Origin of the sequence: Streptomyces sp. NPDC005303 (assembly GCF_040607335.1) — a bacterium.
Lineage (GTDB): Bacteria > Actinomycetota > Actinomycetes > Streptomycetales > Streptomycetaceae > Streptomyces.
Genome location: NZ_JBEXGM010000005.1, coordinates 1 through 15,005, shown reverse-complemented (window position 1 = coordinate 15,005; position 15,005 = coordinate 1). Strand labels below are relative to the sequence as shown.

9 protein-coding genes are annotated in these 15,005 nt (G+C 70.0%); 8 read left to right on the top strand and 1 reads right to left on the bottom strand.

Annotated elements, in window-relative coordinates:
• The first annotated feature begins 186 nt into the window (after positions 1–186).
• From ABZT93_RS09880 to ABZT93_RS09860, 5 genes are all read left to right on the top strand, one after another.
• Positions 187–1,011: a sugar ABC transporter permease gene (locus ABZT93_RS09880; protein ID WP_356101509.1), complete on the top strand. Its 825-nt coding sequence runs from the start codon at positions 187–189 to the stop codon at positions 1,009–1,011.
• A gap of 104 nt (positions 1,012–1,115) precedes the next feature.
• Positions 1,116–1,946 (top strand): carbohydrate ABC transporter permease, encoded by an 831-nt coding sequence (locus ABZT93_RS09875; protein ID WP_356102200.1) that lies wholly within the window; start codon positions 1,116–1,118, stop codon positions 1,944–1,946.
• A gap of 77 nt (positions 1,947–2,023) precedes the next feature.
• Positions 2,024–3,370, top strand: coding sequence for a sugar ABC transporter substrate-binding protein (locus ABZT93_RS09870; RefSeq protein ID WP_356101506.1), 1,347 nt, complete (start codon positions 2,024–2,026; stop codon positions 3,368–3,370).
• A 445-nt stretch (positions 3,371–3,815) separates the two neighbouring features.
• A complete protein-coding gene (locus tag ABZT93_RS09865; RefSeq protein ID WP_356102197.1) occupies positions 3,816–4,817 on the top strand; it encodes an aldo/keto reductase in 1,002 nt (333 codons plus the stop codon).
• Positions 4,818–4,925: 108 nt separating this feature from the next.
• The gene (locus tag ABZT93_RS09860; RefSeq protein ID WP_356102194.1) at positions 4,926–6,659 is read left to right on the top strand and encodes an acyltransferase; all 1,734 of its coding nucleotides are present in this window, start codon (positions 4,926–4,928) and stop codon (positions 6,657–6,659) included.
• Positions 6,660–6,724: 65 nt separating this feature from the next.
• Here ABZT93_RS09860 and ABZT93_RS09855 read toward each other — a convergent pair whose 3' ends face one another.
• The gene (locus ABZT93_RS09855; protein WP_356101503.1) at positions 6,725–7,726 is read right to left on the bottom strand and encodes a LacI family DNA-binding transcriptional regulator; all 1,002 of its coding nucleotides are present in this window, start codon (positions 7,724–7,726) and stop codon (positions 6,725–6,727) included.
• Positions 7,727–7,973: 247 nt separating this feature from the next.
• On the opposite strand from ABZT93_RS09855, the gene ABZT93_RS09850 reads away from it, so the two are divergent.
• From ABZT93_RS09850 to ABZT93_RS09840, 3 genes are all read left to right on the top strand, one after another.
• Entirely contained in the window at positions 7,974–10,952 is a 2,979-nt protein-coding gene (locus tag ABZT93_RS09850) for a glycoside hydrolase family 2 TIM barrel-domain containing protein (RefSeq protein ID WP_356102192.1), read from the top strand.
• Positions 10,953–11,598: 646 nt separating this feature from the next.
• A complete protein-coding gene (locus ABZT93_RS09845) occupies positions 11,599–12,636 on the top strand; it encodes a LacI family DNA-binding transcriptional regulator (RefSeq protein WP_356101500.1) in 1,038 nt (345 codons plus the stop codon).
• A 232-nt stretch (positions 12,637–12,868) separates the two neighbouring features.
• Positions 12,869–14,911, top strand: a complete 2,043-nt coding sequence (locus ABZT93_RS09840) for an RICIN domain-containing protein (protein ID WP_356101497.1) — start codon at positions 12,869–12,871, stop codon at positions 14,909–14,911.
• Positions 14,912–15,005: the final 94 nt, after the last annotated feature.

Sequence of the window (15,005 nt, the reverse complement as noted above, 5' to 3'; positions counted from 1 at the left end):
GACACACGGGAGCGAGCGCGGGCAATCTCCCATCCAGTCAAGCGTGTTTGCGCAAACACGGGCCATCGGTATCGCCTGAACAGGACCAGAGCCTTGAGCGAGCTGTCATCGTCCGCACATCCGCCCCGCCGGGGGGTGACTTCCCCGCACGGTCGGTTCGGCTATGTGCTCTTCGCACCTTTCCTGATGGTTTTCGCCATCGCCATCGCCGCACCTCTGCTGTACGCGGTCTACTTGAGCCTCTTCCAGGAGCGGCTGATCGGCGGGACCGTCTTCGTCGGCTTCGAGAACTACACCCGGGCCTTCGGCGACACCCTCTTCCGCGTGGGCCTGGCGCGGGTGGCGCTCTTCCTCGCCGTACAGGTGCCGATCATGCTCGGCCTGGCGCTGCTCGCCGCGCTGATCATCGACAGCGGCCGGCTGCGCTGGGCCGGCCTGTTCCGGATCGGCATCTTCATCCCCTACGCCGTCCCCGCCGTGGTGGCGGCCCTGATGTGGGGATATCTGTACGGCCCGAGCTTCGGCCTGGTCCACCAGGTCGGGGACGCGCTCGACGTCACCATGCCGAACCTGCTGTCCAAGTCCTGGATGCTGGCCAGCATCGGCAACATCAACACCTGGGAGTACGTCGGCTACAACATGCTCATCCTGTACGCGGCGCTGCGTTCGGTACCGGAGGAGCTGTACGAGGCCGCGGAGATGGACGGCGCCGGAGCGGTCCGCCAGGCATGGAGCATCAAGATCCCGGCGCTGCGTCAGGCGCTGCTGCTGACCGTCATCTTCTCGATCATCGGCAGCTTCCAGCTCTTCAACGAGCCCAACATCATCCAGTCGCTGGCGCCCGACGTCATCACCACCAGCTACACGCCCAACATGTACGCCTTCAACCTGGCGTTCAACGGCCAGCAGTTCAACTACTCCGCCGCCATCGCCGTCCTGCTCGGCGTGGTCACGGCCGTCGTCGCCTACGCGGTCCAGCTCTCGACCGCCCGGAAGGAGCGCGTCCTGTGACCGCCACAGCCACTGCCCCCGCCCGCCGACGCGTCCGCCCCGGCAGTCCCCGCCGCCCCGTCGGCTCCGGCGGGCGTGCCCCGCGGCGGCGCGGCAGCGCCCCGCTGACGGTGGCCATGTTCCTGATGCTCGCCTACACCCTGCTCCCCCTGTTCTGGCTGCTGATGAGCAGCACCAAGGACAGCAAGTCGCTGTTCTCCAGCTTCGGCCTGTGGTTCGGCGACGGCTTCCACTTCTTCCAGAACGTCCACGACGTCCTGACCTACGACAACGGCATCTACCTGCGCTGGTTCGGCAACACGCTGCTCTACTCCGTGGTGGGAGCGGGCGGAGCGGCGGTCATCGCGACAGCGGGCGGTTACGCGCTGGCGAAATACGAGTTCCGTGGGAAAAGGGCGTTGTTCGCCCTCGTACTGGGCGCCGTCACCATCCCCACCACCGCGCTGGCTGTTCCCACGTACCTGATGTTCAGCAAGCTGGGTATCGTCAACACACCCTGGGCAGTGCTGATCCCGGCGCTCGCCAGCCCGTTCGGCCTGTACCTGATGCGGGTCTACGCGCTGGACGCGGTACCCGATTCCATGCTCGAAGCCGCCCGCATCGACGGTTCCAGCGAACTGCGGACCTTCTTCACCATTTCGCTGCGGCTGCTGGCTCCCGGGTTCGTCACGGTGCTCCTGTTCGCGCTCGTCGCGACCTGGAACAACTACTTCCTGCCGCTGATCGTGCTGAGCGATCCCCACTGGTTCCCCCTGACGGTGGGCCTGAACCAGTGGAACACCCAGGCCAGCGGACAGAGCACGGTCGGCACCGCACAGCTCTACCCGCTGATCGTCACCGGAAGTCTGCTGGCGATCGTGCCCCTGATCATCGCCTTCCTCTTCCTGCAGCGCTTCTGGCAGTCCGGCCTCGCCAGCGGAAGCGTCAAGCAGTAGCGCTCCCCACCTCGCGTCCCCCCACCCCAAGCCCCCACCTTCCACCTCGCACCATGACGTAGAGGAGCACCACCACCATGTCCCCGATCCGCCCGTCCCACAGACGAGTTGTCCTCGTCGCCGCGCCCCTGACCGCGCTGGCTCTCACACTGACCGCCTGCGGCGGCTCCGGAGCCGGTCACCCGAAAACGGCCTCGACCGCGGGCGCGCTCGACAAGCCGACCACGCTGACCTTCTGGACCTGGGCGCCCAACCTCAAGCCGATCGTCGCCAAGTTCGAGGCGCTCCACCCCAAGATCAAGGTCAACGTGGTCAACGCGGGCCAGGGACCCGCCGAGTACACGAAGCTCCAGACCGCCATCAAGGCCGGCACCGGCGGCCCCGACATCGCTCAGGTCGAGTACTTCGCGCTGCCGGAAATGGCACTGTCGAAGCAGCTGGTGAACCTCAACGACTACAACGTCCAGTCCCTCAAGGACAAGTTCACCGCTTCCGCCTGGTCGCAGGTCACCACCAACGGCGGGGTCTACGGCGTCCCCCAGGACACCGGCCCGCTGACCATGTTCTACCGCACCGACATCTTCAAGAAGCTCAAGCTGCAGCCCCCCAAGACGTGGAAGGAGTTCGCCGACGACGCGGCCAAGATCCACGCGGCGGATCCCACCCACTACATCACCTCCATCGACCCGGGTGACGCCGGCGGTGTCGACAGCCTCATCTGGCAGGCGGGCGGCAAGCCCTTCCAGACCTCGGGATCCACCAAGGTCTCGCTCAACCTCAAGGACCCCGGCGCGGCCAAGGTCAGCACCCTGTGGACCTCCCTGCTGTCGAAGCATCTCGTCGACCCCACGGCCGGCTGGACCAACGAGTGGTGGCAGGGCATGTCCAGCGGCAAGTACGCCATGTGGATCGCCGGCGCCTGGGGTGCCGGGCCCATCGCCGCCACCATCCCGCAGACCGCCGGTAAGTGGGCCGCCGCGCCCGTCCCGCAGTGGGAGGCCGGTGGCACGGCGTCGTCCGAGAACGGTGGCTCCTCCAATGCCGTCCCGGTGACCAGCAAGAACAAGGCCGCAGCGGTGGCCTTCGCCGAATGGCTCAACTCCGACCCGGCCGCCACCAAGGCGCTGTCCGACGTCGGACTCTTCCCGGCGACCACGGCGCTGCTCAAGGACCCCGCCTTCCTCGACAAGAAGATCGCCATCCTCGGTGGCCAGCAGGCGAACCAGATCTACGCCGGCTCGTCCGCCCAGGTGAACCCCGGCTGGCAGTACCTGCCCTTCCAGGTCTACGCGAACTCGGTGTTCAAGGACACCGCCGGGCAGGCCATCAGCGGCCGCACCGACCTGTCCGCCGGCCTCACCGCCTGGCAGAAGCGGATCACCGACTACGGGAACCGGCAGGGCTTCACCGTCACCGGTGGCTGACCCTTCACCAGACCTCCCCGGACCGGACCGGGGCGGGGCGGGACACCATCGCACCGCGGGCGCCCCGCCCCGCCCTCCGCGCCTCAGGGAGCGGTCCCGTCCTACCTCGCTTGAAATGGTCGACCAGGGATTCCTTCTCGACGGGCAGCCGCTCCAGATCGTCTCCGGCGGTGCCGCGTTTCATCGAACCGGCCGTCGCCGAGGAAGCGGCGGTCGGCCGTCCTGGTTGCCGACCGGGCCCGGGATCCGACCGCGCAGCACCGAACCCCCGCTACCTCGCCGCGGTGGATTGCCACCTATCGGCCCTCCTCCCGTTGCTGCTGCCCTACTTGGGCACCTTCGACGGCCAGTGATCGCAGTACAGGTCGAGAACCGGGACCGGGTCGACTACGGCCACACGACACCCCGTCACTTCTTCGCCCGCGCTCCGAAAGGACCTCCCGCCATGGCCCACCAGGCCGCCGCCGACCGCTACACCTCGATGACCTACCGGCGCGCCGGACACAGCGGTGTGCTCCTGCCGGCCGTCTCCCTGGGCCTGTGGCACAACTTCGGCGACACCGCGCCGCTGGAGAACCAGCGGGCGGTACTGCGCCGGGCCTTCGACCGCGGGGTGACGCACATCGACCTCGCCAACAACTACGGCCCGCCCTACGGCTCCGCCGAGGTGAACTTCGGCACGCTCTTCGCACAGGACTTCCGCCCGTACCGGGACGAGCTGTTCATCGCCGGCAAGGCCGGCTACGACATGTGGCCGGGCCCTTACGGCGACGGCGGCTCACGCAAGTACCTCCTGTCCAGCCTGGACCAGTCGCTGCGCCGTACCGGTCTGGACCACGTGGACGTGTTCTACTCGCACCGCTTCGACCCGGACACGCCCCTGGAGGAGACCATGGGCGCCCTCGACACCGCCGTCCGACAGGGCAAGGCCCTGTACGCGGGCATCTCCAACTACTCACCCGAACAGCACCGCCGCGCCGTGGAGATCCTCAACGGCCTGGGCACGCCACTGCTCCTGCACCAGGCCCGCTACTCCATGCTCGACCGCACCGTCGAGCATGGAGTGCTGGAAGCCGTCGGTGACACCGCGAGCAGCCTCATCGCGTTCTCCCCGCTGGCCCAGGGTCTGCTGACGAACCGCTACCTCAAGGGGATCCCCGCCGGCTCGCGAATGGCGGTGGGACACTTCCTCAAGAGCGCCGCCCTCACCGAGGAGACCCTCCTGCTCATCCACGCCCTGGCGAAGGTGGCGGAACAGCGCGGGCAGACGCTCGCGCAGCTCGCCCTCGCCTGGATCCTGCGGGACCCGCGCGTCGTCTCGGTCATCATCGGCGCCAGCAGCGTCGCCCAACTCGACCAGAATCTCGCGGCGTTGGACTCCGCGCCCCTGAACGCCGACGAACTCACCGAGATCGACCGACTCCTCGCGATCACCGGCGCCCGCTGACACAGTCCGCCTGGACGGCCGTACTCCCTCAACTGCCCCGTGGAGGAGCACCTGATGAGCCAAGACGGCGAAATCCGTCCCGCTGCTGACCTGGAGCCGACCACCCCTATGCCGCCCGACACCTCACCCCAGGACGACGGCCTGTTCGAGCACTGCCCCTGGCTCTTCGCCGAGGGCGCCTCGGACGCTCAGCGGGCCGAACAGAGGCGACAGCAGAAGCAGTTGCTCGCCACCGGGACCGTGACGTTCGGCGAGCGGTGCTACGTCGCACAGTCCGCCGCCGTGTACCCGGACCGCCTGCACCTGGGCGACGACTCCTACATCGGTGCCCACGCGTACGTCACCGGTGACGTCACGGTCGGTGCCGACTGCTCGATCAACCCGTTCACGACCGTGCGCGGCACCGTGGCACTCGGCGACGGGGTCCGTATCGGCGCCCATACCTCCCTGCTGGGCTTCAACCACTCCTTCGAGCCCGACCGCCCGGTCCACCAGCAGCCCGTCACCAGCCGCGGGATCAGCGTCGGCGACGACGTGTGGATCGGCTCCCATGTCGTCGTTCTCGACGGGGTGACCATCGGCGACCACTGTGTCATCGGCGCCGGCGCGGTGGTCACCAAGTCCGTCCCCGCCTGGACGGTCGCGGCCGGCAACCCCGCGAAACCGGTCCGCGACCGCCGGACGCGCTCCCGTCCGGCCGCTGCCGGTGCCCCTCAGGAGCGGCTCGCGGAGCAGCTCGCCGAGTTCGGCCGCACGGCCACCGACCAGGCAGCCGACCTCATCGCCCGTTGCTGGGACCCAGCCGCTCCGGGCGGCGGGCGGTACCGCGACCGCCCAGGAGCGGCACCCACCATGCGGGCGCACTGCGACGCGGTGGAGATCGCGGACCTGCTGCTCGGGGACGTTCCTGAGCAGGGCACGGCCGGCTCCCATATCGAGCGGTTGCGCGCCGCCCAGGACCCGCTCACCGGCCTGGTGCCCGAGACCGACCCGGCCACCGGACTGTCGCGCCGACTCCCACCCCCGGCTCCGGACGGGTTCGTCGACGACGAAGCGGCGCGGTACCACGTACTGTCCGTCGGCTACGCCCTGGACCTGCTGGGCAGTTCCTTCGCCCATCCGATCGGCATGGCCCGCACCCTGACGGCAGACCGACTCGTCCACCGCCTCGACGCTCTGCCCTGGCACGACCGGGCCTGGTACGCGGGCAGTTGGATCGACTCCTGGGCCACCGCCGCCCACTGGAACCTCCGCCGCAACGACGAACCGCCCGCTTCCGGCGCACTGGAGGCACTCTTCGGCTGGCTGCTCACCCGCGTCGACCCCTGGACCGGCCTGTGGGGCGCCGCTTCACCGGCCACCGGAAGACTCCAGCAGGTGAACGGCTACTACCGGCTCACCCGCGGAACGTTCGCCCAGTTCGGCCTGCCCGTCGCACATCCCGAACGGGTCATCGACACCGTCCTGGACCACAGCCGCGACCCTCGCCATTTCACCCCGGGACACGAGAACGCCTGCAACGTCCTCGACGTCGCCCACCCTCTGTGGCTCTGCACCCGGCAGACGAGCCACCGCGACGCGGAGATCCGGCACTGGGCGGCTGGACAGCTCACCACCGTCCTGCCCCGCTGGCACCCGGGGCAGGGCTTCGGATTCGGGCCCTCAGCCGACGGCGGCGGCCCCGGGCGTGAGCCGGGCCTGCAGGGCACCGAGATGTGGCTGGCCATCGTGTGGACCCTCGCCGATCTCATCGGCCTGTCCGATCTGCTGGGCTACCGGCCCCGCGGCGTCCACCGCCCCGAACCCGCGGCGGCCCTGGCCGCTGGCGGCCCCGGGACCTGAACCCGCCACCCACACGCGGCGTCGTCGTCCCGTTCTTTCGTGACGTCGCCGCTGCCGGGACGCCTCTACGCCGACTCGCGCAGCCGCAGCTCCGCCCCCACCGTCAGTTCGTCCGTGCGCAGGGGGCCGCTTCCGGTCAGGAGTCTGGCCGCCTCTTCGACGGCCAGCGCGCCGAGAGCGCGCGTGTCCAGGGCCACCGTGGTGAGCGGGGGTTCGACCAGCGTGCCCAGGCGGAGGCCGTCGAAGCCGATCACCGCCAGGTCCCGGGGGACCTGGCGGCCGAGCCGGCGTGCCGCGCGCAGGCCCCCGATGGCGATGATGTCGTTGAACATGAACACGGCGGTCAGGTCGGGGTGCCGGGCGAGAAGTTCCTTAAGCGCGCGTTCTCCGCCCTCCACACTCTGGTCGGCGCGGGCCACCGCACCGGCGTCCAGTGCGCACGCGGTCATCGCGGCGTCGAACCAGTCGTGCCGGACGCTCGGCTCGGAACGTTCCGCGTGGTCCAGCATGCCGATGCGCCGGTGGCCCGCTCGGGCGAGGTGCCGGATCGCCGCGTGGACGCCCGCCTCCCCGTCGATCAGGATTGAACTGAACCGCTCGCTGTGGTGCTTCCGGTCGATGAGCACCACTGGCAGTCCCCGGGTCAGCCTGCCGATCTCGTCCTCCGGCAGGGTCAGGTAGCCCACGACCGCGTCCACCTGTGAGGCGATCACCTCCAGGGTGCCCCTTTCCTCCTCGACGCGGTCGCCGGTGTCGTACACGACCACGTGCCAGCCGAGCGCCCGCGCCGCGTCCAGCGCGGCGGCGGCGACCTCGGTGAAGAACGGGTTGAGCAGATCGGGGATCACCAGGCCGACGCTGAACGTGTCCTGACGGACCAGCCCCCGGGCGAACCGGCTCGGGCGGTATCCCAGCGCTTGGGCGGCGTCGAGGACGCGCTGCTTGGTGGAGACGCCGATCTCACCCTTGTCGTTGAGCGCGCGTGACACGGTCTGCCGGGACACTCCGGCGGCCTCGGCCACATCGTCGATCGTCACCCTGCGGGGTCCGGTCTCCGACGACACCATCGCTTACCTCCGCACAATTGCCCACGCGCCCGCGTCGCAGGGGCACCGAGTATGCCCGTGCCCCGGTGCCGTCAGCCCTGCCCCGGGTTCGTCCAGGCACGGTCCTGGGGTCCACCTTGCCCACATGGGCCCGCCCGGACGTCCTGAACCTTGACACTCCGCCGGGCTGCGGCCCACACTCCCATCGCTTCACGTTACCGCTCCCGTGAGCGCTCACGGTACATTGTTCAAGAAGGTTGTGAGCCCGTTGCCCTCCCAGCTCTCCTCGTATGTGTCGGACACCGCACCGTGGCGGGGCGCCCTGCGTCCGGCCCGCTCCTGGCTGCACTCCGACGCCCCCTCCCAGTCGCTGAACGGCCCCTGGCAGTTCCGTCTGTCGCCCACGGCGGCCGTCGCCGAGGACTTCGCCTCCGAGGACTTCGACGACCAGGGCTGGGACAGCATCCCGGTGCCCGCGCACTGGGTGCTGGAGGGCGACGGCGCCTATGGCCGGCCGATCTACACGAACGTCCAGTACCCGTTCCCGATCGACCCTCCGTACGTCCCCGACGAGAACCCCACCGGCGACTACCGCCGCCGCTTCGACCTCCCCGAGGACTGGTCGGACGCCGAGCGGGTCCTGCTGCGGTTCGACGGGGTGGAGTCGCTGTTCAGGGTCTGGGTGAACGGCGTCGAGATCGGCAGTGCCAGTGGCAGCAGGCTGGCCCACGAGTTCGACGTGACGTCCGCGGTGCGACCGGGCGGCAACGTCGTCGCCGTACGGGTGCACCAGTGGTCGGCCGCCAGCTATCTGGAGGACCAGGACCAGTGGTGGCTGCCGGGCATCTTCCGGGACGTCACCCTGCTCGCCCGCCCGGCGGGCGGCGTCGAGGACGTCTGGCTGCGCACCGGCTACGACCACGGAAACGGCCGTATCGACCCGGAGGTCACCGCCGACGCGGCCGCGTTCCCTGTCACCCTGCGCATCCCCGAACTCGGCGTCGAACGGGTCTGGGCCACCCCGGCCGACGTGGCGCCTGTCGACATCGCGGGCGTGGAGCCGTGGTCGGCGGAGCGGCCCCGGCTGTACGACGCCACGGTGTCCTCGGCCGCGGAGAGCATCGCCCTGCGGGTGGGCTTCCGCACGGTCGAGATCCGCGGCGACCGGTTCCTGGTCAACGGCCGCCGCATCGTCTTCCACGGGATGAACCGGCACGAGGCCCACCCCGAGCGCGGCCGGGTCTTCGACGAGGAGCACGCCCGCGCGGACCTGGCCCGCATGAAGCGGTTCAACGTGAACGCCATCCGCACCAGCCACTACCCCCCGCACCCCCGGCTGCTCGACCTCGCCGACGAACTCGGCTTCTGGGTCGTCCTCGAGTGCGATCTGGAGACCCACGGCTTCGAGAACGTCGACTGGGCCGGCAACCCGAGCGACGACCCGGCCTGGCGCGCGGCCTACCTGGACCGCGTCCAACGCACCGTCGAGCGGGACAAGAACCATCCCGGCATCGTGATCTGGTCACTCGGCAACGAGGCCGGAACCGGCGCCAACCTCGCCGCCATGTCGGCCTGGGTCCACGCCCGCGACCCCGAGCGTCCCGTGCACTACGAAGGTGACTACACCGGCGAGTACACCGACGTCTATTCGCGCATGTACCCGACCGTCCCGGAGATCGAGCAGATCGGCACGGACGGTTCCCCCGCGCCACTGCTCGGCTGCACCCCCGCCCAGGGTGCCCGGCAGCGCACCAAGCCGTTCCTGCTCTGCGAGTACGTCCACGCGATGGGCAACGGGCCGGGCGCGATCGACCAGTACGAGGAACTGGTCCACCGGTTCCCGCGGCTGCACGGCGGCTTCGTCTGGGAGTGGCGCGACCACGGCATCCTGGCCACGGCCCCGGACGGGACGCCGTACCACGCCTACGGCGGTGACTTCGGGGAGGTCGTGCACGACGGCAACTTCGTGATGGACGGGATGGTGCTCAGCGACGACGTGCCGACGCCGGGCCTGTACGAGTACAAGGCGGTCGTGCAGCCGATCCGCTTCGTCTTCGACGGCGACAAGCTCGAGATCACCAACCTGCGGCACTCGGCCGACACGTCCGACCTGCGCTTTCGCTGGCGCGTCGAGCACGACGGAAACCTCGTGGACTCGGGGGTGTGGGATGCCCCGGTCCTCGCGGCGGGCGAGTCGGGGCGGTTGCCGTTGCCGCCGGTGGCGGTGGGCCCGGACGGCGAGACCTGGCTGACGGTCGAGGCGGTACTGGCGGCGGCAACGGCCTGGGCACCGGAGGGACATGAGATCGCCACCGCCCAACTCGACCGCTCGGTACGGCGGCCGGTGCCAGCCGCCCGGCCCCGGCGCGACTGGCGGGTCGGCGAGGGAACGCTCACTCTCGGCATCGCCGAGTTCACCGGCGGCTCCCTCACCCAGCTCGCCGGGCGCCCCGTGACCGGACCACGCCTGGAGCTGTTCCGCGCACCCACCGACAACGACGAGAGCCGGGCCGACCGGCTGGAGGGCAGCGACAACAGCGTCCTCGGGGTGTCCAGCGCCGACATGTGGCGCCGCGACGGCCTGGACCGGCTGACCACGCGACGCCTCGGCGTCGAGGAGGCCGCGGGCGCCCTGCGCACCGTCGACCGGGTCTCCGCCGCGGACTCCGCCCTCTCGGTGACCGTGGAGTCCGTCTGGTCGATCGAGGACGGCGAACTCGAACTGCGCGTGGAGATCGAGCCCTCGCGCGGCTGGCGTTCGGTGTGGCCGCGGATCGGGGTGCGCTTCGAACTGCCCGACGACACGGCACCCGTCGACGGCGCGGACTGGTTCGGCCTGGGCCCGCTGGAGTCCTACCCCGACAGTCTCCGCGCCGCCCGCACCGGCCGCTTCTCCTCTTCGGTCCAGGACCTCGCGGTCGCCTACGCGCGCCCCCAGGAGACCGGCCACCGCTCCCAGATGCGCCGCCTCACGCTGACCAGCGGCGGCACCGAGGTACTGCGGCTCGTGGCCCTCCCCGACACCCGCGGGCGGCGTCCCGGCTTCACCCTCGGCCGCCACACCCCCCAGCAGCTCGCCCGGGCCGCACACCCCTTCGAGCTCCCGGAGTCGAACACGAGTCACCTGATCATCGACGCGGGCCAGCACGGACTCGGCTCCCGGTCCTGCGGGCCGGACGTATGGCCGGAGTTCGTGCTGCGCCCCGAAGCCCGCACCATCAGGCTGCGCATCACACCGGGCGCCTGAGCGAACAGAGCACGCCGGCGACGGTGCGGCCCGCCGAGGCCGGCGGGCCGACCGGGCGCGGCACGGCCTGCCGACGGCGCGGGTGGCGCGCGGTTGCTCCGGACCAGGGTGCCGAGTAGTGGAGACCGGTGCCTGCTGCATCTCCCTCTTCGCGATCGGCTGGGCCGAGGCCGACGAGGGGCCCTGTACCGAGGTCCGCGAGCCCGGGGTCGCTGTCAAGAGGCGGTGGCAGCCCGGCCCGGCGACCCGGCGAAGGCCAACGTCGAGTCCATCGAAACGACCAGCAACAAACGCGATCAAACAAACACGATCGCTGGACATCAGGAAGGGTGGACGCTCCGCGAGAAGCCGCTCATGCGGAGAGCCGGACCAGACGGACAGGGCCGACATGACTGCCCCTCAAACCGCCCCAGGGTGAAGCAATCACCCCTTGAACTGCAGGAATACACGGCTGGCACCCCTTCCTCGGTACCTACAGCACCAGACTCCATCCGGTCACGCGCCTCCACGACGACCGGCACCGGAGACAAGTGGCGTTGCCTGAACTCTTGACGAGCGTTCGACGGATGCGTAGACATTGACCGCGCGGTCTGACCGCGCGGTCATGACACGCACTTAATCGTGTAGGAACTGGTGGGGAGGCTTCATGGCAGCAGGGCTGGAGCGCGGTATGGGCTCCTCCGCGCCGCGCAGCGCAGACGTGGCCACGCTGGCCGGCGTTTCGCGCAAGACGGTCTCCCGGGTCCTCAACAACGAGCCGTACGTCTCCGACGAGTCCCGCCGACGTGTCCTCACGGCCGCCGAGGAGCTCGGCTACCGGCTGAACCACGCGGCCAGGGCGCTGGCCTCGGGACGTACCCGTTCCGTCGGCGTGGTCGCTCTGGGCACCGCCGGGTACGGGACCGCCTCCCTGCTCGTGGGCATCGAACAAGCGGTACGCGACGCCGGTTACGCGCTTCGCGTGGTCAACACACCGGACGGCGGCCCGGAAAGCATCGCCAGCGCCGTGCATTCACTCCTCGAACAGGGCGTGGACGGCGTCGTCGTCTCCGAACCCGTCGTCGAAGGAGAGGTCCCGCTCGGTGTCGACGTGCCGGTCCTCTTCCTGGGCGCGCCACCCGCGTTCGCCGCCGCCCGGACTCTGACCGTCGGCGTGGGCGCCCATCAGCTGGCGCGCGCGGCCACCGAACACCTGCTGGACCTGGGGCACTCGACCGTCCATCACCTCGCCGGACCGCGACGGTGGTACGCCACCAAGGACCGCATCGAGGGATGGCAGGCGGCGCTGGCGGCACGAGGTGCGCACGAACCACCCGTGCTCAACGGTGACTGGTCAGCGGCCTCCGGGTACGCCGCGGGTCGCGGGCTGGCCGCGGAGAGCTCGGTGACCGCCGTGTTCGCGGCGGGCGACGAGATGGCCATCGGCCTGATCCACGCCCTGCAGGAAGCCGGGCGCAGGGTCCCGGAGGACGTCAGCGTCGTCGGTTTGGACGGCAACCCGGTCTTCGCCTACGTCTCTCCTCCCCTCACCACGGTCCGTCAGCCCTTCGAGGCCGCGTCACGGGAAGGAATCCGGCTTCTCCTCCACGCCATCGAGAAGCCCGACGTCGAACCGCCGCCGGCGAGTGACCCACCGGTCCAACTCATCGTCCGAGGCTCGACCGCGCCCCCGCCCGCCCTCTGATCCACACCCGCACACCACTGCTCAGGCATGGGCCCGTCCGCCCGGATGCCCTCACCACCTCCGCCATGCCGCGCATGTCCCACCGCGAGCCCCACACTCGCGAGCCGCACCCGGCAGTGTCGCCCGATCGTTCCCGGGCGACGCGCCCGACGAACTCCGCCGCGTCGCTCCGGATCCGTAGCAGGGCGGCGGACACCGAAACACCCCTCCTATCCCTGTCTGGGAGCCGCACATGTCCCCCGCACAACCAGGCGCCGCTCCGCGCCCCCGTCCCACCACCCTCCTGTTCCTGCTGCTCGCCCTGGCCCTGGCCGCGGCGACGCTGCTCCTGCCCGCCGCCGGCAGAGCGGACGCCATCTCCCGCCCCGCGCAGACGATGTACACGCCGCCGTCGGACGCGCCGGCCCCCGGCTCGCTCTACCCGCGAGCCCTGCGCCTGCAGCACAACGGCTCGGCCAACGGCACCATCCTCGCCACCTTCGAGCAGTGGACCAACGGCACACCGGTCTTCCCGATCTACCGCAGCACCGACAACGGCAACTCCTGGACGAAGATCTCCGACGTCGCCGACACCCAGAACGGCTGGGGCATGCGCTGGGAGCCCGACCTGTACGAACTGCCCACAGCCATGGGCGGGTTCCCGGCGGGGACGATCCTGGTCGCCGGTGACTCCGTGCCCAGCGACCGCTCGGGGACCAAGATCGACCTGTACGCCAGCACGGACCGCGGACTGACCTGGAGCTTCGTCAGCAACATCGCCACCGGCGGCGAGGCGATCTCCAGCAACGGCCACACCCCGGTGTGGGAGCCGGAGTTCCTGTTCGCGGGCGGCAAGCTGATCGTCTACTACTCCGACCAGCGCGACACCACCTACGGTCAGAAGATCGACCACCAGGTCACCACGGACCTGCGCACCTGGGGCCCGGTCGTGGACGACGTGACGAAGCCGACCTACTCCAAGCGGCCGGGCATGCCGGTGGTGACCCGGCTGCCCAACGGCAACTACGTGATGACCCACGAGTACTGCGGTGCACCCGAGGGTGGCTGCTCCGTGTACTACAAGGTCTCCGCCGACCCCGAGGCGTTCAACTCCGCCACCGACCAGGTGCTGCGGGCGACCGACGGCACCATCCCCAGCGGGGCGCCCTACGTCACCTGGCTGCCCACCGGCGGCCCCAACGGCACCCTCGTCGTCAGCGGCGACACCGTGCAGGACGTGTTCACCAACACCCAGGGCGGCGCCTCGGACGCCTGGATCCACATCCAGTCCAACGTCCCCCGCGGCTACAGCCGCGGCATGTTCCCCCTGTCCGACGGACACAGCCTGGAGATCTTCAGCGGGGGCCGTAACGGAAGCACCCTCAACCCCATCCAGTACAGCACGATCGATCTGGGCGGCGGGATCTCCGACGGCGCCACCTACACCGCCTCCAACGCGGGCAGCAACCTGATGCTCACCATCGCGGGCGGCTCCACCACCAACGGCACCGCCGCCACCCAGCAGAACGCCGACAACGCCACCGACCAGCAGTGGAAGTTCGTCCAGCAGACCTCCGGCTACTTCAAGATCTTCAACGTCGCCAGCGGCAAGGTCCTCGGCGTCCAGGGCCAGTCCACCGCCGACGGCGCCGCCATTCTGCAGTGGGACGACAACGGCACCCTCGACCACGAGTGGGCGGTCGCCCCCAGCCCCGCCGGCGGCTACACCATCACCAACCGCGTCACCGGCAAACTCCTCGAGATCCCCGGCGCCTCCACCACCGCCGGCACCGCCGCCGACCAGTGGACCACCAGCAACTGCGCCTGCCAGCGCTGGAACCTCACCCAGACCGCCCTGCCACCACTGGGCACCGGACAGTACGTCCTCGTCAACAAGAACAGCGGCAAGTACATCGACATCCCCGCCGCCTCCACCACCGCCGGCACAGCCGCGCAGCAGTACCACAACTCCGCCTGCCCCTGCCAGCTGTTCACCTTCCAGTCCGCCGGCAACGGAACCTGGAACATCAAGAACGCCAACAGCAACCTCAACCTGGACATCGCCAACTCCTCCACCAACGCAGGAGCCGCGATAGTCCAGAACACCCCCTCCACCGCCGACTCCCAGAAGTGGACCCTCACCGACTCGGGCAACGGCTACTACAAACTCCGCAACCTCAACAGCACCCTCTACGCCGGCGTCGCCCAGTCCTCCACCGCCGACAGCGCAGCCGTCATCCAATGGAACAACCTCACCGTCGACGACCAACTCTGGAAGATCGTCCGCATCAACTGACCCGACGAAAGGCAGGATGACCGGCATCCCGCCGGCCGGGCCCGCGACGGGCGGCTCGTGGAGCTGGGACTCAGGGCCGACGCGCTCTCACGGG

Coding starts and splice junctions, on each gene's coding strand:
- ABZT93_RS09860 (WP_356102194.1), top strand. CDS start 4,926: ATGCCGCCCGACACCTCACCCCAGGACGACGGCCTGTTCGAGCACTGC.
- ABZT93_RS09865 (WP_356102197.1), top strand. CDS start 3,816: ATGGCCCACCAGGCCGCCGCCGACCGCTACACCTCGATGACCTACCGG.
- ABZT93_RS09845 (WP_356101500.1), top strand. CDS start 11,599: ATGGCAGCAGGGCTGGAGCGCGGTATGGGCTCCTCCGCGCCGCGCAGC.
- ABZT93_RS09880 (WP_356101509.1), top strand. CDS start 187: ATGGTTTTCGCCATCGCCATCGCCGCACCTCTGCTGTACGCGGTCTAC.
- ABZT93_RS09855 (WP_356101503.1), bottom strand. CDS start 7,726: ATGGTGTCGTCGGAGACCGGACCCCGCAGGGTGACGATCGACGATGTG.
- ABZT93_RS09870 (WP_356101506.1), top strand. CDS start 2,024: ATGTCCCCGATCCGCCCGTCCCACAGACGAGTTGTCCTCGTCGCCGCG.
- ABZT93_RS09840 (WP_356101497.1), top strand. CDS start 12,869: ATGTCCCCCGCACAACCAGGCGCCGCTCCGCGCCCCCGTCCCACCACC.